Genomic DNA, 18,698 nt, shown 5'->3' with positions numbered 1-18,698 from the left:
CCACCAATACCGGCTCTCTGTGAATACATGTTCCGTTTACTTTAACCTCGTCATTGAATTGTTTTATAGATGCTGATCATACTGCATTTAAATGGTCAGCGTATACTTTGACTCCGTCTTCCTGCACAAGCTGCCTGAATGAAACAAGCAAATCATTTGTCACTGGCCCCGGTACACCGTCCCCGATTACCCGGCCATCTACTTTCACTACTGCGATGACTTCAGCTGCTGTTCCGGTTAAGAACACTTCGTCAGCTACATAAACATCATGTCTGGTGAAGACAGCCTCTTCCATGTCATAACCTTTCTCTTTCGCAACTTCCATGATGGCATTTCTCGTTATGCCTTCCAAAGCTCCTACATAGCCCGGAGGCGTCAGCAATTTGTTTTTGCGGACGATGAAGATGTTGTCCGCGGAACCTTCTGCCACGTAACCTTGGTCGTTCAGCATAAGGGCTTCGGGCACCCCTGCCAAGTTGGCCTCTATTTTAACTAAGATATTATTCATGTAATTGAGCGACTTCACTTTCGGGCTTAAGACGTCCGAACGGCTGCGGCGTGTAGCCACCGATACTATTTCAATCCCTGTCTCATACAGCGCTTTTGGGAATAAAGATAAGGCTTCTGCAATGACAATCACGCTTGGCCGGGGACAGCTTAACGGATCCAGTCCTAGATTTCCGGCTCCTCTGGAAACAACCAGTCGGATATAGGCATCTCTCAATTCATTGCGGCGCAATGTTTCTGTCACGATATTTGTCAACTCTTCAAAAGTATGAGGAATTTCGAGCATGACCGATTTAGCTGAATCGTAAAGACGTTCTAAATGTTCCTCCAGTCGAAATACGTTTCCGTTGTATGAACGAATCCCTTCGAATACTCCGTCTCCGTATAAAAACCCATGATCGTAAACCGAAACTTTAGCATCTTCTTTTTTTACAAATTCACCATTCAAGTAAATCATCTGTTCGCCCATGCCGCCCACTTCTTTCTTCAAAATATTTTATTGATTGTTCGCTGTATTTGCTTTCTTTTAGTAAATTGTTGTTATCATATCGCCTATCCTAGCAGGTGTCAATCAAGATTGTGATAGTTTTTAGTTTATTTAGAATATTAATAAATTATGTATCCGTTTTCATTGTTGTCGTACCAAGGGTTTTTCAGATTTTAAAAAACCCAAAAAAAATTTGAATGCAATATATTACATACCTCATATAACAGAGAAAAAGCAGAAAATCTGTCCACAAAAAAATCCCCTGCTCATTAAAATGAGCAGGGGATTTACGCTTAGCGAAAATTATTTAGTGATAGTTGCAACTACGCCAGCGCCTACAGTACGTCCACCCTCACGGATAGAGAACTTAGTTCCTTCTTCAAGTGCGATAGGAGAGATTAGAGAAACGATCATTTCGATGTTGTCTCCAGGCATAACCATTTCAACGCCTTCAGGAAGGTTACAAACGCCAGTTACGTCAGTTGTACGGAAGTAGAACTGTGGGCGGTAGTTTGTGAAGAATGGCGTGTGACGGCCACCCTCTTCTTTTGAAAGAACATAAACTTCTGCTTTGAACTCAGTGTGTGGAGTGATTGTGCCTGGTTTAGCCAATACTTGTCCACGTTGTACGTCGTCACGAGAAACTCCGCGAAGAAGTGCACCGATGTTGTCGCCAGCTTCAGCATAGTCAAGCAATTTACGGAACATTTCTACACCTGTTACAGTTGTAGATTTTGGTTCTTCAGTAAGACCAATGATATCAACGTTATCACCGATTTTGATTTGTCCGCGTTCAACGCGTCCAGTAGCAACCGTACCACGGCCAGTGATTGAGAATACATCCTCAACAGGCATCATGAATGGTTTTTCAGTGTCACGTGGTGGTGTTGGGATATACTCATCCACTGCGTTCATCAATTCAACGATTTTTTCTTCCCATTCTGGCTCGCCTTCAAGAGCTTTAAGAGCAGAACCTTTGATGACAGGAATGTCATCGCCTGGGAAGTCATATTCTGATAGAAGGTCGCGGACTTCCATTTCAACTAGTTCAAGAAGTTCTTCGTCATCTACCATATCGCATTTGTTCATGAATACAACTAGGTAAGGAACACCAACTTGGCGTGAAAGAAGGATGTGCTCACGAGTTTGTGGCATTGGGCCGTCAGCAGCAGATACTACTAGGATCCCGCCGTCCATTTGAGCAGCACCAGTGATCATGTTTTTAACATAATCGGCGTGTCCAGGGCAATCAACGTGTGCGTAGTGGCGTGATTCAGTTTCATACTCAACGTGTGAAGTATTGATTGTGATACCGCGCTCTTTTTCTTCAGGTGCGTTGTCGATTTGAGCGTAAGAACGAGCTTCCCCGCCTGATTTTTTAGCTAGAACTGTAGCGATTGCTGCAGTCAAAGTTGTTTTACCGTGATCGACGTGACCAATTGTACCAATATTCGCGTGTGTTTTAGAACGATCAAATTTAGCTTTACCCATTAGAAAAATCCTCCTCAAAATGTAAGTTATTCGGTAGTTTGAAGTGCCGGAATAATAGGGCCCTATTATTCCAGACATACAAACTATTTATACTTTATTAAAGATCAAAATTCAATTATTGACCTTTATTTTTTTTGATAATTTCTTCAGAAATTGATTTCGGAACTTCTTCATAGTGATCGAAGTGCATTGAGAACACACCACGGCCTTGCGTGTTAGAACGCAATGAAGTTGCATATCCGAACATTTCAGCAAGAGGTACCATCGCACGGACAACTTGTGCGTTTCCGCGAGATTCCATACCTTCTACACGGCCGCGGCGTGACGTAATGTCACCCATGATATCTCCAAGGTATTCCTCAGGGATAACAACCTCGACGCGCATGATTGGCTCAAGAAGAACCGGGTTGACTTTAGAGATAGCATTTTTAAGAGCCATAGATGCAGCAACTTTAAATGCCATTTCATTCGAATCGACGTCATGGTAAGAACCATCGTACAATTTAGCTTTGATATCGATCAATGGATATCCGGCGATAACACCGTTGTCTAGAGAGTCGCGCAGACCCGCTTCAACAGCTGGGATGTATTCACGTGGAACAACACCACCAACGACAGCATTTTCAAATTCAAAACCTGCTCCTTCTTCGTTTGGAGAGAATTCAATCCAAACGTGTCCGAATTGTCCGCGTCCACCAGATTGGCGAACGAACTTACCTTCAACTTTAGCCGTATTGCGGAATGTCTCACGGTATGAAACCTGAGGTGCACCCACGTTAGCTTCTACGTTGAATTCACGGCGCATGCGGTCAACTAGGATATCAAGGTGAAGTTCACCCATACCTGCGATGATTGTTTGGCCAGTTTCCTGGTCAGTATGCGCACGGAAAGTTGGATCCTCTTCTTGCAATTTAGCAAGGGCTTGACCCATTTTGTCTTGATCCGCTTTTGATTTCGGTTCAACTGACAATGAGATAACTGGTTCCGGGAAGACCATACGCTCAAGAATTACTTGGGCTTTCTCGTCACACAATGTATCACCTGTTGAAGTATCTTTCAAACCGATTGCAGCAGCGATATCTCCACAAAATACTTCAGCGATTTCTTCACGGGAGTTTGCGTGCATTTGCAGGATACGTCCTACGCGCTCACGCTTGCCTTTAGAAGAGTTCTGTACATAAGAACCAGATTTAAGAGTTCCAGAATACACACGGAAGAAAGTCAATTTCCCTACGTATGGATCTGTCATTACTTTAAACGCTAGTGCAGAGAATGGCTCGTCTTCGCTAGGTTTGCGCAATACCTCTTCGTCTGAATCCGGAAGAACGCCAGTCATTGGCGGTACATCCAATGGTGATGGAAGGTAGTCAATTACTGCATCAAGCATCAATTGAACACCTTTGTTTTTAAATGCAGTTCCACAAACCACAGGATAGAACTCAACATCCAACGTTCCTTTACGGATTGCTGCTTTAAGTTCGTCAACAGTGATTTCTTCGCCGCCTAGGTATTTTTCCATAAGGTCTTCATCAAGCTCAGCAACAGCTTCCACTAATTTAGTGTGCCACTCTTCAGCAAGCTCTTTGTATTCTTCTGGAATTTCACCTTCAGTGATTTCAGTTCCCAAATCGTTCGCGTAGAAACGAGCGTTCATTTCAACCAAGTCAATGATTGCAGAGAAGTCGTCTTCAGCGCCGATTGGCAATTGGATCGGGTGAGCGTTTGCCTGTAAGCGATCGTGCAATGTGCCTACAGAATATAAGAAGTCTGCACCGATTTTATCCATTTTGTTAATGAATACGATACGAGGAACTCCGTATGTTGTAGCTTGGCGCCAAACCGTTTCAGTCTGTGGCTCAACACCTGATTGAGCGTCAAGAACTGTAACAGCTCCATCAAGAACTCGCAATGAACGTTCAACTTCAACTGTGAAATCTACGTGTCCAGGAGTATCGATGATGTTAACGCGGTGATTTTTCCATGAAGCTGTTGTAGCAGCAGAAGTGATCGTGATGCCACGTTCCTGCTCTTGCTCCATCCAGTCCATTTGAGAAGCACCTTCATGCGTTTCGCCGATTTTGTGAATACGGCCTGTGTAATATAAAATACGCTCCGTAGTAGTCGTTTTACCAGCATCGATGTGTGCCATGATCCCGATATTACGTGTTTTGTCTAAGGAGAACTCTCTAGCCATGTTGTCTTTCTCCTTCCGTTTCGGATTAAGATGTAAACATCTCGAAAGAAATTACCAGCGATAATGAGCAAACGCTTTGTTTGCTTCCGCCATTTTGTGGATATCTTCGCGTTTTTTAACAGCTGCTCCAGTGTTGTTGGCAGCATCTAAAATTTCATTAGCCAAACGCTCTTCCATTGTTTTCTCTCCACGAAGACGTGAATAGTTTACAAGGTAGCGAAGACCTAAAGTTGTACGGCGCTCTGGACGAACTTCAACTGGTACTTGGTAGTTTGCTCCACCGACACGGCGTGCGCGAACTTCAAGAACCGGCATAACGTTAGTCAATGCTTGTTCGTATACTTCAATCGGATCTTTACCGCTGCGTTCTTTAACTAGTTCGAACGCTCCGTATAGGATCTTTTGTGAAGTACCTCTTTTTCCGTCAACCATCATTTTATTAATTAAGCGTGTCACCAATTTCGAATTATAAATTGGATCTGGCAACACGTCACGTTTAGCTACAGGACCTTTACGAGGCATGTATGTTCCTCCTTTCAACGAAATCACTTCGTTATTTTAACTTTTTATTTTTTTACTTTTGGTCGTTTAGTTCCGTATTTAGAACGTCCTTGCATACGGCCGTTAACTCCAGCAGTATCAAGTGCTCCACGTACGATATGGTAACGCACACCAGGTAAATCTTTTACGCGTCCGCCGCGAAGAAGAACTACACTGTGCTCTTGAAGGTTGTGGCCTTCGCCGCCGATGTATGCATTGACCTCAATTTGGTTTGTCAACCGAACACGCGCATATTTACGTAATGCGGAGTTAGGTTTTTTCGGTGTCATCGTACCAACACGAGTACAAACTCCACGTTTTTGAGGTGAGCTTACGTTAGTCTGAGACTTTTTGAAGCTGTTATACCCTTTGTTCAACGCTGGTGAGCCTGATTTTGTGCTTTTTGGTTTACGGGGATTGTTAACTAATTGGTTAATTGTAGGCATCGATTTTTTCCTCCTCTCAAAAGGTGTTCTAATACCACATATCCAGGTGGTTCATTTTTTGGGTAAAAACAAAGTCTTTGTGTTTTCTACACAAAAACTGGTATCCAGTAATCGCCACAGCAGCTGCATCGGCATTAATGCCATATACTTTGCCAAGCTTTAATCGTGAATCTGCAAATTCGATCAGAATGCCTTTGTCTTTTGCTGGCTCAATAATCTGTCCGGCCATTCGATCAACCGCGTCTGTTGCCACTATTGCTTCTTGGACAATGCCGCTTTTTAATGCTTTTACTGTTTGCTTTATACCGATGATCGCTTTGCATGCCCGGTTCACTTTGTTGCTGGATATAAAATATCCTCAAAGTTCCAGAGCGCTAAACCATCAACCCTCAACATGTTATCATTCATAGGTTCTAGTGTCAACAGTCTTCTTAAAAAAATCCCGGAGAGTTTTAAAGCACTCTCCGGAACCAGATTAAATTATGATTCGCTTCCGACAATCTCTTGCTGTGCCTTTTTTTCAGCTTGCGCAATCTTGATTTGGCGGTAGCGCTGCATTCCTGTTCCAGCTGGAACAAGTTTGCCGATAATGACGTTCTCTTTCAGCCCTAATAGCTCATCGCGTTTCCCTTTGATCGCCGCATCTGTTAAGACGCGAGTCGTTTCCTGGAATGACGCAGCTGATAGGAATGATTCTGTTTCAAGAGAAGCTTTTGTGATACCCAGAATAACCGGGCGGCTTGTAGCAGGCAAATTGCCTTCAAGCACTGCTTTTACGTTCGCTTCAGTGAATTGGTGAATATCCAAAAGTGATCCTGGCAGCAATTCAGTGTCTCCAGCTTCAATCACACGGACTTTACGGAACATTTGGCGAACCATAACTTCCACGTGCTTATCGCCGATTTCAACGCCTTGCATGCGGTATACTTTTTGAACTTCTTTTAACAAGTAAACTTGTACAGATTGTACATCTTTTACTTGCAGCAATTGCTTCGGATCAATTGAACCATCCGTCAATACTTCACCGCGGCGGATGACATCATCCACGTGCACTTTAAGGCGGGCATTATAAGGTGCCAAGTATTTACGTGTTTCAACGTCACCTTGAATCGTGATTTCCTTCTGGCCTTCACGGATTTCATCCACTTCGGTAACTGTACCGTTGATTTCAGAAATGACCGCTTGCCCTTTCGGATTACGCGATTCGAAAATTTCCTGGATACGCGGAAGACCTTGTGTAATATCGTCTCCTGCTACCCCGCCTGTATGGAATGTACGCATCGTAAGCTGAGTTCCTGGTTCTCCGATTGACTGAGCCGCAATGATACCAACTGCTTCGCCCACTTCAACTTCGTCACCAGTCGCCAAGTTCGTTCCGTAGCATTTCTTACAAACGCCGTGTTTCGTATTACATGTAAACGCTGAGCGGATTGTCACTTCTTTGATTCCAGCTTCAACAATCAAGCGCGTCAAATCTTGTGTGATCAACTCGTCCTTCGCTACAATAACTTCTTTTGTTTCAGGGTGGCGGATGGTTTTCTTCGCGTGACGGCCCAAAATACGCTCGTCAAGCTCTTCAATCACTTCCGACCCTTCCATCAATGCTCCCACCAATAGGCCACGGTCAGTTCCGCAGTCGTTTTCGCGGACAATTGCATCTTGTGCAACGTCTACCAAACGGCGCGTCAGGTAACCTGAGTCGGCTGTTTTCAGTGCAGTATCGGCAAGACCTTTACGTGCACCGTGTGTAGAGATGAAGTATTCAAGTACCGTCAAACCTTCACGGAATGAAGACTTGATCGGCAACTCGATGATGCGTCCAGCCGGGTTGGCCATCAATCCGCGCATACCCGCAAGCTGGGTAAAGTTGGATGCGTTACCACGGGCACCGGAGTCGCTCATCATATAAATCGGGTTGAGCTTATCAAGAGATGCCATCAGTTTTTCCTGAATAACATCTTTCGCGCTGCTCCAATAAGAGATGACGCGTGAATAGCGCTCTTCTTCCGTGATTAGACCACGGCGGAATTGCTTCATCACTTTATCTACATTCGCCTGTGCTTCAACCAGGATTTCGCCTTTATCAGGAAGTACTACGATATCTGCAACACCGACCGTAATACCAGCTTGAGTCGAATATTTAAACCCAAGGCTCTTCATGCGGTCAAGCATTCTTGAAGTTTCTGTAATGTGGAAGCGTTTGAAGACTTCTGCAATGATTTCTCCAAGAATTTTCTTTTTAAACGGGGTTACTAGCTCAGCTTCCGCAATATAAGTACGGATGTCCGTCGTAGTCGACACGAAATATTTCGCTGGTGTTTCCACCTGCAAATTGAAGTCAGTCGGTTCGTTGATATAAGGGAACGATTTCGGAAGGATTTCATTGAAAATAATTTTACCGACACTTGTCAATAAAAGCATTTTGTTTTGCTCTTCCGTAAACGTCGGGTTGTTCAACGACCCGGCTAGAATCGCAATTCTAGTGTGAAGGTGCACATGGCCAGTCTGATAAGCGACAAGCGCTTCTTCCGGACCTGAGAATGTAGCTCCTTCACCAGTAGCTCCTTTACGCTCCAGTGTTAAGTAATAGTTTCCTAGAACCATATCCTGGGACGGAGTTACAACCGGTTTGCCGTCTTTCGGGTTCAAAATGTTCTGGGCAGCAAGCATTAGAAGGCGTGCTTCCGCTTGCGCTTCAGAAGATAACGGTACGTGGACGGCCATTTGGTCACCATCGAAATCGGCATTGTATGCTGTACATACAAGCGGATGCAGACGGATTGCTTTGCCCTCGACCAAAGTCGGTTCGAATGCTTGGATACCAAGTCTGTGAAGAGTTGGTGCCCGGTTCAATAGAACCGGATGCTCCTTGATCACGTCTTCGAGTACATCCCAAACTTCTGAATGCAATCGTTCGATTTTACGTTTCGCGCTCTTGATGTTATGTGCCAATCCACGCTCAACAAGTTCTTTCATAACAAAAGGCTTGAACAGCTCGATCGCCATTCCTTTAGGCAATCCGCATTGGTACATTTTCAGATTCGGTCCTACAACGATAACGGAACGGCCTGAATAATCAACACGTTTACCAAGAAGGTTTTGGCGGAAACGCCCTTGCTTCCCTTTAAGCATATGAGAAAGGGATTTCAACGGACGGTTACCCGGTCCAGTGACCGGACGGCCACGGCGCCCGTTATCGATCAACGCATCAACAGCTTCCTGAAGCATGCGTTTTTCATTTTGGACAATGATGCTAGGAGCGCCAAGGTCCAATAAGCGTTTAAGACGGTTGTTCCGGTTGATTACGCGACGATATAGATCGTTTAAATCAGAAGTCGCAAAGCGGCCTCCGTCCAATTGAACCATCGGGCGCAACTCTGGCGGAATTACCGGAAGAACATCCAGAATCATCCAATCAGGATTGTTTCCTGAGTTACGGAATGATTCAACCACTTCAAGGCGTTTGATCGCACGTGTGCGGCGTTGTCCCTGAGCAGTTTTCAATTCTTCTTTCAATGAGTCGGTTTCGCGCTCAAGGTCGATTTCCTGAAGAAGTCGTTTGATTGCTTCCGCTCCCATTGCAGCCTGGAATTTTTTCCCGAACTTATCACGATAAGCGCGATACTCTTTTTCAGACAAAAGCTGTTTCTTTTCAAGCGGTGTATCAGCAGGGTCGATTACTACGTAAGAAGCAAAATAGATGACTTCTTCGAGTGAACGTGGAGACATATCAAGGATAAGTCCCATACGGCTCGGAATTCCTTTGAAATACCAAATATGTGATACAGGAGCAGCAAGTTCGATATGCCCCATGCGTTCACGGCGGACTTTCGAACGTGTGACTTCAACGCCGCAACGATCGCAGACTACGCCTTTATAACGGACGCGCTTGTATTTCCCGCAATGGCATTCCCAGTCTTTTGTAGGACCGAAAATACGTTCACAGAACAAACCGTCTTTCTCTGGTTTTAATGTACGGTAGTTAATTGTTTCTGGCTTTTTGACTTCTCCATAAGACCATGAGCGAATTTTATCGGGTGAAGCTAATCCGATTTTCATATACTCAAAATTGTTAACATCTATCAAGGAGCCTACCTCCCTTTTGTCTCGAGTTTCTGAACGGCTCTTCCTCGTTTGCGACCAAGTGATTGGAATACGGACGGCCAGTTAAGCCGTTCCGCTTCCAAAATGTATCAATCAACTGTTCCAACAGAAGCTTCTTTATCTGCGATTGGCAAGATGTTCAATGAATCCGCTGGCTGAAGATCTTCTTCTTCATCCAAATCGCGCAATTCGATTTCCTCGTCGTCAATCGTTAACATCTTAACATCCATACCTAAACTTTGGAGCTCTTTGATCAAAACTTTGAACGATTCAGGAACACTTGGTTCTGGCACGCTTTCACCTTTGACAATTGCTTCATAAGTTTTCACGCGTCCAACAACATCATCCGATTTTACAGTCAGGATTTCCTGAAGTGTATGGGCTGCCCCATAAGCTTCAAGAGCCCATACTTCCATCTCACCGAAGCGCTGTCCACCGAATTGGGCTTTACCGCCCAATGGCTGTTGCGTAACAAGCGAGTAAGGACCTGTTGAACGGGCGTGCAATTTATCATCGACCATGTGGGCAAGTTTGATCATATACATGATCCCTACAGACACACGGTTGTCGAATGCTTCACCTGAACGGCCATCATAAAGGATGGTTTTTCCGTCGCGCGGCATTCCAGCCTCTTCCATTGTTTCCCATACATCTGCTTCATTGGCGCCGTCAAATACGGACGATGCCATATGAATGCCAAGCGAGCGTGAAGCCATACCTAAGTGAAGCTCCAAAACTTGCCCGATGTTCATACGTGATGGTACACCAAGTGGATTAAGCATGATATCTACAGGCGTTCCGTCTGGCATAAATGGCATATCTTCCTCCGGAAGGATACGCGAGATAACACCTTTGTTCCCGTGGCGTCCGGCCATTTTATCGCCGACAGAAATTTTACGTTTCTGAACGATATAAGCACGCACCAGTTGGTTTACACCTGGTGGCAACTCATCGCCGTCTTCACGGTTGAAAATTTTCACATCAAGTACGATTCCGCCTGCTCCGTGTGGAACACGAAGAGAAGTATCGCGTACTTCACGCGCTTTTTCACCGAAGATCGCATGCAATAAACGTTCTTCAGCTGTCAATTCAGTTACCCCTTTTGGAGTTACCTTACCGACTAGGATATCTCCGTCTTTAACTTCGGCACCGACACGGATAATTCCACGGTCGTCCAAGTTGCGCAACGCATCTTCGCCGACGTTCGGGATATCGCGTGTAATTTCTTCTGGTCCAAGTTTCGTATCACGAGAATCTGACTCGTATTCTTCAATATGGACTGAAGTATAGACATCATCTTTCACAAGGCGTTCGCTCATGATGATCGCATCTTCATAGTTGAAACCGTCCCAAGTCATGAATGCAACTAGAACGTTGCGTCCAAGCGCCATTTCACCGCGTTCCATGGAAGGTCCATCAGCTAAGATATCGCGAGGCGAAACCCGGTCCCCGACTTTAACAATCGGACGCTGGTTGTAGCTTGTACCTTGGTTGGAACGGACAAATTTCTGCAATTTATAAGCAGTCAGGTCGCCCTTCACTTCTTTTCCATCTATCTCTTCAATTCGGCGTACTTTGATTTCGCGTGCTTCGACGGATTCAACAATCCCTTCGAACTTCGCGATAACCGCTGCCCCTGAATCTCTTGCAGCCAAATGCTCCATGCCCGTGCCGACGAAAGGCGCTTCAGGGTTTAATAAAGGAACAGCTTGGCGCTGCATGTTCGCTCCCATCAATGCTCGGTTGGAGTCATCGTTTTCAAGGAACGGGATACAAGCTGTCGCTACTGAAACAACCTGCTTCGGCGAGACATCCATGTAATCGATGCGTTCGCGTTTAAGCAATGTGTTCTCACCGCGGAAACGGGCTACCACTTCATTTTCCACAAAAGAGCCGTCATCATTTAATCGCGAATTAGCCTGAGCTACTACGTAATTATCTTCTTCATCGGCAGTCAAATAGTCGATTTGAGGTGTTACGATGCCTGTTTCGGGATCTACACGGCGGTAAGGTGTTTCAATAAAGCCGAATTTATTCACTTTAGCGAATGTTGATAATGTATTGATCAACCCGATATTCGGTCCCTCAGGCGTTTCAATCGGACACATGCGCCCATAATGCGAGTAATGGACGTCACGTACTTCGAATCCAGCGCGCTCACGCGTCAAACCACCGGGCCCTAATGCAGAAAGGCGGCGTTTATGCGTCAATTCGCCCAATGGATTTGTTTGATCCATGAACTGGGAGAGCTGAGAGCTACCGAAGAACTCTTTGATAGAAGCAATTACCGGACGGATGTTGATCAATTGCTGCGGTACGATCGCTTGCGTGTCATTGATCGACATACGCTCACGCACAACGCGTTCCATACGGGATAAACCGATGCGGAATTGGTTTTGCAGCAACTCCCCTACTGAACGGAGACGTCGGTTTCCAAGATGATCGATATCATCCGTGTTTCCAACACCGTAAAGTAGGTTAAAGAAGTAACTAATAGAAGAAATGATATCGGCTGGCGTTACATGTTTGATCTTGTCCTCGATGTAAGCGTTGCTGATAACATTGATTTCTTTTTGCGTTTCATCATTCGGCGCGTAAATCTTCACGGATTGCAATGTGACATCGCCTTCTAGGACGCCGCCATTTTGGGTAACTGAATGGAAATTAACTCCAGCTTCCAAATAAGGGATCAAGCGATCCAGGACACGGCGATCGATTAGCGTGCCTGCTTCAACAAGGATTTCACCCGTTTCCGGATCAACCAGCGTTTCAGCAATCGTCTGGTTGAAAAGACGATTTTTGATGTGAAGCTTTTTATTCATTTTGTAGCGGCCAACATTCGCTAGGTCATAGCGTTTTGGGTCGAAAAAGCGTGAGTAAAGTAAGCTCTTAGCGCTTTCGACTGTTGGCGGCTCTCCAGGACGGAGGCGTTCGTAAATTTCAAGAAGCGCTTTTTCAGTGCTTTCTGTATTATCTTTTTCAAGCGTGTTTTGCAGGTATTCATTGTCCCCAAGCAATTCGATGATTTCTTGGTCGGATCCGAAGCCCAAAGCTCTTAAAAGTACAGTGACCGGCAATTTGCGCGTGCGGTCGATTCTGACATAGACTACGTCTTTTGCGTCAGTTTCATATTCAAGCCATGCGCCGCGGTTAGGAATAACCGTTGCTCCAAAGCCTCTTTTACCGTTTTTGTCTGTTTTGTCGTGGAAGTAAACACTTGGTGAACGCACTAATTGAGAAACGATGACGCGCTCTGCGCCATTGATGACAAAAGTACCAGTTTCCGTCATTAATGGGAAATCGCCCATAAAGACATCCTGTTCTTTTACTTCGTCTGTTTCTTTGTTGTGGAGACGTACTTTTACGCGTAGTGGAGCCGCATATGTGACGTCGCGTTCTTTCGATTCAGAAACTGGATACTTTGGTTCTGCGAGACTGTAATCTACAAACTCGAGCGAAAGATTTCCAGTGAAATCTTCAATCGGCGAGATATCTCGGAACATTTCGCGCAGCCCTTCTTCGAGGAACCACTCATAAGACGCTGATTGAATTTCAATCAGGTTAGGAAGATCGAGCACTTCTTTAATTCTCGAAAAACTTCTACGTTGACGATGTTGCCCGTACTGAACTAGTTGACCTGCCAACTTATTCACCCCTCAATAAAACGATTATAGGTCTTTGCGATTTCCACCGGATGGTGTATGATATCGAAAAGACAAAAAGAAAACGAGGCTAAACAATAGCTCATTTTCGGTATACCCGTGATTTGCTCTGCCGCCATGCCAAGCCCCAAAAAGGGCAAACGACCTCAAAATAATAATTTTGCATTTCATTATAATAACACAAGGGATTTGTCAAGTCAAACTTTTCTGGCTTCGAAAATAAAGTAACCCTTCTTCTTGTCAGCCTGCCGGCAATTGCCGAAAAGTTCCTCTAATTTCTCCTGCGTCGATGGCGCACCCTGCTTTTTCTGGATAACCACCCACAGGGATCCACCACTTTCCAGCTTCTCAAATGCCTCTTCGTAGAAACGGAAGATCGTGTCTTTGCCCGCGCGTATCGGCGGGTTGGTCAAAATCGCCGAAAATCCTTCCGCCTCGACAGCAGCCAGTCCGTCACTCTCATAAATCCGAACATTGGCTACGCCATTTTTTTCTGTATTTTTTTTAGCCAATTCAATGGCGCGTGTATTCACGTCTACCATATGAACTTCTTTATGGGGAATTGTTTTGGCGATGGCCATTCCGATTGGCCCGTATCCACAGCCTACATCGAGAATTGGCCCTTTCAAGTCCGAATCTTTAAATGCTTCGATCAGCAGCTTGGAGCCGAAATCGACTTCACCTTTACTGAACACACCTGCATCTGTCTGGAAATGAAATTCTTCGCCCCGCAATGTATATGTCCATTCTCGAGGATTGCTTTTTGTTTGAGGATTTTTGGAATAATAATGCTGTGACACAAGGAGTCCTCCTTACATTTATCAACTCAGCCTGCTGCCGCACCGGAATTTCCGGTTTTAAAAAGAAGAAAAAGCCCGTCGGTGAATACTGACGAGCTTCTTTCTTATTCAAAAGGTGTTGAAATTATTTAACTTCTACTGAAGCGCCAACTTCTTCAAGTTTGCCTTTTAGTTCTTCAGCTTCTTCTTTAGTAACGCCTTCTTTGATTGCTTTAGGAGCTTCGTCAACTAGTGCTTTAGCTTCTTTCAAGCCTAGGCCAGTAGCTTCGCGTACTGCTTTGATAACTTTGATTTTTTGATCGCCAGCAGAAGCTAGGATTACGTCAAATTCAGTTTGTTCTTCTTCAGCAGCACCGCCAGCAGCAGCTGCAGCAACAGGAGCAGCAGCAGTTACGCCGAACTCTTCTTCGATTGCTTTTACAAGGTCGTTAAGTTGTAGAACTGTCATTTCTTTGATTGCTTCTAAGATTTGTTCTTGTGTCATTATAGTTTCCTCCTATGGAAAGTTGATTTTTTTGTCGTGCTTATCCGGCTAACTTATTAAGCGCCTTGTTCTTCTTTGCTGTCTGCAACTGCTTTTGTGATAGCAGCAAAGTTGCGGACTGGAGCTTGAAGTACGCTGAGTAGCATAGAAAGTAGACCTTCGCGTGATGGAAGTTCTGCCAATGCTTTTACATCGTCAGCGGATGCAACAGTGCCTTCGATGATACCCGCTTTAATTTCAAGCGCTTCGTTCTTTTTAGCGAAATCGTTGATGATTCTCGCTGGAGCTACTACATCTTCGTTAGAAAATGCAATTGCGTTTGGTCCTGTCAAGTGTTCGTTGATCGCTTCAAGACCGTGCATTTCTGTCGCGCGGCGAGTCATTGAGTTTTTGTAAACTTTAAACTCAACGCCTGCTTCACGAAGCTGTTTACGAAGTTCTGTTACTTGTGCAACATTCAAACCGCGGTAATCAACAACTACAACAGAAGCTGCAGCATTGAATTTATCAGCGATTGTCTGCACGACAACTTTTTTCGTTTCAACTGCTTTGCTCATTTTGGCACCTCCTATAGATTTTTCAATTCGTACCGTCAGCCCATAAGAAAAGCCTCTGGTCTAAACAGACACAGAGGCATAATATCAGCATCAAAAAGATGTCAACTGAATTCATCATGTCCTCGGCAGGGATAAATTAAGCGGCTGGCGCCCCTGCTGTCTGCGGTACAAATATGCATTTCACAACTTCGCAATTATAGCAACGTGGAAATGGTTTGTCAAACTCTTATTTTCCTACAGTAGAAGTATCCACTTTAACAGCAGGTCCCATTGTAGTTGTTACGTTTAGGGATTTGATGTATACGCCTTTAGCAGCCGATGGCTTAGCTTTAAGGACAACATCGTAGATCGCTTCCAAGTTTTCAGCAAGTTTGCCGTCTTCGAAAGAGACTTTCCCGATTGGCGCATGGATGATACCCGTTTTGTCTGCACGGTATTCCACTTTACCAGCTTTGATTTCTTGAACAGCTTTTGTTACATCAAATGTAACTGTGCCTGTTTTCGGGTTTGGCATTAAGCCTTTTGGCCCTAAAACGCGTCCAAGTTTACCAACTTCACCCATCATGTCAGGAGTTGCAACGATAACATCGAAGTCAAACCATCCTTGTTGGATTTTTTGGATATATTCAGCATCGCCGACGAAATCTGCGCCAGCTGCTTCAGCTTCTTTAAGTTTTTCGCCTTTAGCGAAAACCAATACGCTTTGAGTTTTACCAGTACCGTTTGGAAGCACTACCGCTCCACGGATTTGCTGGTCGTTCTTGCGCGTGTCGATTCCAAGACGGAAAGCCACTTCTACTGTTGCATCAAAGTTCACTGTGCTTGCTTTTTTAGCAAGTTCGATCGCTTCTTTAGCTTCGTAAAGTTTTGTGCGGTCGATCAATTTTGCTGCATCTTGCAGCTTTTTGCCTGTTTTAGCCATTTTAAACGTCCTCCTTGTTGTGGTCTAACGGTTTAAACCTCCCACGATTAAAGGCTGCGCGGTTCACATTGAACACACGCAACCCATCCAAAAACAACTGCTGTATTAGTCTTCGATTGTAATGCCCATGCTGCGAGCAGTACCTTCAACCATCAACATTGCAGCTTCAACTGAAGCAGCATTTAGATCTGGCATTTTAGTTTCTGCGATTTCGCGAACTTTGTCGCGTTTTACAGTCGCTACTTTATTGCGGTTCGGTTCGCCTGAACCTGATTCAATACCGGCTGCTACTTTAAGTAGAACAGCTGCGGGTGGAGTTTTCGTAATGAATGTAAATGAACGATCTTCAAATACTGAAATCTCAACTGGAATGATCAGTCCTGCTTGATCTGCCGTACGCGCGTTGAACTCTTTACAGAAGCCCATGATGTTAACACCTGCTTGACCCAATGCTGGACCAACTGGTGGCGCTGGATTAGCTTTTGCTGCAGGGATCTGCAATTTTACAACTTTAATAACTTTTTTAGCCACGAAACACACCTCCTTAAGTCCGTGATGTGGTAATAGGGTTTCCCCTCCCACTCAATATCTCTGTCAACTATGTTGATAGAATTAATTAGCTTGTACAAATTGTCTGATGACAGTCTGACCTATGAAATAATACCACTTCCCTAAGAGAATAGCAAGGGGTATTTAAATTTTATGGGCTTGCTCAAAATCAAGTTCCATTTTTGTTTCACGGCCAAAAATATCGATCGACACTTTGACTTTGCCTTTTGTTTCGTCGATCTCTTCGACTTTCCCTTGGAAGTTCGCAAATGGCCCTTCCATGACTTCAACGGTATCGCCCACTGCAAAGTCGATATCCACTTTGCGCGCAGCCATGCCCATCTGTTTCAGGATGAAATCGACTTCTTCATCTAAAAGCGGCGTCGGTTTCGCGCCTCCGCCCGATGAACCGATAAAGCCGGTTACACCCGGCGTGTTGCGTACAACATACCAAGATTCATCCGTCATGATCAATTCAACCAGCACGTAACCCGGGAAGGTTTTGCGCATGACCGTACGTTTTTTGCCATCTTTGAAATCTGTTTCTTGTTCTTCCGGGATGATGACGCGGAAGATCTTGTCTTGCATGCCCATCGTTTCGACACGCTTCTCCAAATTCGCTTTCACCTTGTTCTCGTATCCGGAATACGTATGGACCACATACCAATTTTTCTCCATATTCGTTCGGACTAAACGTCCGTCCCTCCTTTTTTCACCAAATGAAAAAACCCGTTCTCAACTGCTGACGGGCTATTTTTGACATGTTATTGTTGTTGATCCTTTAAAGCGCCAAGAACCAGCGGAATAATTCCGAGATGCCTGAATCAATCAATGCGAAGAAAAGAGCCATGAAGATGACCGTTGAAAGAACCACTATTGTGTAGCGTGTCAGTTCTTTGCGTTTAGGCCAGCTAACTTTTCTCATTTCCGAAACGACGTTCTTAAAGAAACTGCCAATGTTGCCCATTGTTTAAAAAACCTCCGAAAATTTAAAATCACTCTATATCGTTCGGCATTCACTTAATATTCATATCGTTTGTTTATGCACGGTATGCCCATTGCAATGAGCACAGAATTTATTAAGTTCCAAACGTGTGCTGGATTCCGAACGCGCCGGAACCGTATAATTGCGGGATGCACATTTCGAGCAGCTTAAAACGATTTTTTTAGCCATATTTCTTCACCCTATTCGAGTTTTCAGCTTTTTCCAGATTAGCATCTTAAAAGTAACCTGTCAACAGCGTCAGGACGTCTGCGTCTCGTCCAGCTGAAGATGTCGCTCCAATTTGCGCTTGACGCGCTGCAGCGCATTATCAATGGATTTGACATGGCGTTCTAATTTTTCTGAAATTTCCTGATAGGATTGTCCATCAAGATAGAGCGCTAGCACTTCTCTTTCGAGGTTGCTGAGCACTTCACCCATTTTTGCTTCCATGTACATGAACTCTTCATTGTTGATCATCAATTCTTCAGGATCATCCACCCCGTTGCCTGTCAGCACATCCATCAGTGTCCGGTCCGATTCTTCATCGTAGATCGGTTTATCCAGCGAAACGTAGGAATTAAGCGGAATATGTTTTTGGCGGGTCGCCGTTTTGATCGCCGTGATGATCTGGCGGATGATGCACAATTCGGCAAACGCGCGGAACGATGATAATTTATCGCTGCGGAAATCACGGATCGCCTTATATAGGCCGATCATCCCTTCCTGGATGATATCTTCCTTATCGGCGCCAATCAGAAAGTAGGAACGCGCTTTCATACGGACAAAATGTCGATATTTCGTAATTAAATAATCCAAGGCCTCAGTATTTCCGCTGTGGACTACGCTGACAAGTTCTTCATCTGACATTTCTGTGAATCGTTGGGCTTGAACTTGCTCATGATTTACCACGGCTATCCCTCCGGTTGCGAGCCTCGATATCATCAGTATACAGGAAGCAAAAATTGAGCGT

17 protein-coding genes and 1 other annotated feature are annotated in these 18,698 nt (G+C 44.7%); all 17 genes read right to left on the bottom strand.

All coding sequences use genetic code 11. The features are described from left to right. Positions 1-76: 76 nt before the first annotated feature. Positions 77-976 carry a branched-chain-amino-acid transaminase gene (gene ilvE / locus EGV91_RS02570; RefSeq protein WP_135500620.1) on the bottom strand — a complete coding sequence of 300 codons (900 nt, stop codon included), beginning with the start codon at positions 974-976 and terminating at the stop codon, positions 77-79. 321 nt (positions 977-1,297) lie between these two features. Beyond that, entirely contained in the window at positions 1,298-2,485 is a 1,188-nt protein-coding gene (gene tuf, locus EGV91_RS02565; RefSeq protein ID WP_135500619.1) for an elongation factor Tu, read from the bottom strand. 115 nt (positions 2,486-2,600) lie between these two features. Further along, complete coding sequence (fusA, locus tag EGV91_RS02560) at positions 2,601-4,679, bottom strand: elongation factor G (protein ID WP_135500618.1); 2,079 nt, start codon at positions 4,677-4,679, stop codon at positions 2,601-2,603. A 51-nt stretch (positions 4,680-4,730) separates the two neighbouring features. After that, a complete protein-coding gene (gene rpsG / locus EGV91_RS02555) occupies positions 4,731-5,201 on the bottom strand; it encodes a 30S ribosomal protein S7 (protein ID WP_008432480.1) in 471 nt (156 codons plus the stop codon). Positions 5,202-5,245: 44 nt separating this feature from the next. Further along, positions 5,246-5,665: a 30S ribosomal protein S12 gene (gene rpsL / locus EGV91_RS02550; protein ID WP_135500617.1), complete on the bottom strand. Its 420-nt coding sequence runs from the start codon at positions 5,663-5,665 to the stop codon at positions 5,246-5,248. A 28-nt stretch (positions 5,666-5,693) separates the two neighbouring features. After that, positions 5,694-5,999, bottom strand: a complete 306-nt coding sequence (locus tag EGV91_RS02545) for a ribosomal L7Ae/L30e/S12e/Gadd45 family protein (protein WP_241666090.1) — start codon at positions 5,997-5,999, stop codon at positions 5,694-5,696. A 146-nt stretch (positions 6,000-6,145) separates the two neighbouring features. Further along, positions 6,146-9,751, bottom strand: coding sequence for a DNA-directed RNA polymerase subunit beta' (rpoC, locus tag EGV91_RS02540; RefSeq protein ID WP_135500615.1), 3,606 nt, complete (start codon positions 9,749-9,751; stop codon positions 6,146-6,148). Between the two features lie 107 nt (positions 9,752-9,858). Beyond that, the gene (gene rpoB / locus EGV91_RS02535) at positions 9,859-13,413 is read right to left on the bottom strand and encodes a DNA-directed RNA polymerase subunit beta (RefSeq protein WP_135500614.1); all 3,555 of its coding nucleotides are present in this window, start codon (positions 13,411-13,413) and stop codon (positions 9,859-9,861) included. 215 nt (positions 13,414-13,628) lie between these two features. Next, a complete protein-coding gene (locus EGV91_RS02530) occupies positions 13,629-14,231 on the bottom strand; it encodes a class I SAM-dependent methyltransferase (RefSeq protein WP_135500613.1) in 603 nt (200 codons plus the stop codon). A 124-nt stretch (positions 14,232-14,355) separates the two neighbouring features. Continuing rightward, positions 14,356-14,715 (bottom strand): 50S ribosomal protein L7/L12, encoded by a 360-nt coding sequence (rplL, locus tag EGV91_RS02525; protein WP_135500612.1) that lies wholly within the window; start codon positions 14,713-14,715, stop codon positions 14,356-14,358. A 56-nt stretch (positions 14,716-14,771) separates the two neighbouring features. Further along, complete coding sequence (gene rplJ, locus EGV91_RS02520; RefSeq protein ID WP_135500611.1) at positions 14,772-15,272, bottom strand: 50S ribosomal protein L10; 501 nt, start codon at positions 15,270-15,272, stop codon at positions 14,772-14,774. Positions 15,273-15,308: 36 nt separating this feature from the next. Continuing rightward, positions 15,309-15,456, bottom strand: a sequence feature (ribosomal protein L10 leader region). A gap of 42 nt (positions 15,457-15,498) precedes the next feature. After that, positions 15,499-16,194: a 50S ribosomal protein L1 gene (rplA, locus tag EGV91_RS02515; protein WP_135500610.1), complete on the bottom strand. Its 696-nt coding sequence runs from the start codon at positions 16,192-16,194 to the stop codon at positions 15,499-15,501. A gap of 105 nt (positions 16,195-16,299) precedes the next feature. Then, positions 16,300-16,725 carry a 50S ribosomal protein L11 gene (gene rplK, locus EGV91_RS02510; protein WP_033542812.1) on the bottom strand — a complete coding sequence of 142 codons (426 nt, stop codon included), beginning with the start codon at positions 16,723-16,725 and terminating at the stop codon, positions 16,300-16,302. A gap of 162 nt (positions 16,726-16,887) precedes the next feature. After that, positions 16,888-17,421 carry a transcription termination/antitermination protein NusG gene (gene nusG / locus EGV91_RS02505; RefSeq protein WP_135500609.1) on the bottom strand — a complete coding sequence of 178 codons (534 nt, stop codon included), beginning with the start codon at positions 17,419-17,421 and terminating at the stop codon, positions 16,888-16,890. 103 nt (positions 17,422-17,524) lie between these two features. Then, positions 17,525-17,710 (bottom strand): preprotein translocase subunit SecE, encoded by a 186-nt coding sequence (gene secE / locus EGV91_RS02500; RefSeq protein ID WP_135500608.1) that lies wholly within the window; start codon positions 17,708-17,710, stop codon positions 17,525-17,527. Between the two features lie 60 nt (positions 17,711-17,770). Beyond that, complete coding sequence (gene rpmG, locus EGV91_RS02495; RefSeq protein WP_135500607.1) at positions 17,771-17,917, bottom strand: 50S ribosomal protein L33; 147 nt, start codon at positions 17,915-17,917, stop codon at positions 17,771-17,773. 69 nt (positions 17,918-17,986) lie between these two features. Then, positions 17,987-18,670: an RNA polymerase sporulation sigma factor SigH gene (sigH, locus tag EGV91_RS02490; protein ID WP_175580257.1), complete on the bottom strand. Its 684-nt coding sequence runs from the start codon at positions 18,668-18,670 to the stop codon at positions 17,987-17,989. Positions 18,671-18,698 lie beyond the last annotated feature (28 nt).

It is taken from the genome of Planococcus koreensis (assembly GCF_004761975.1).
GTDB classification, from domain to species: domain Bacteria; phylum Bacillota; class Bacilli; order Bacillales_A; family Planococcaceae; genus Planococcus; species Planococcus koreensis.
This window is presented reverse-complemented; position numbering and strand designations above follow the sequence as displayed.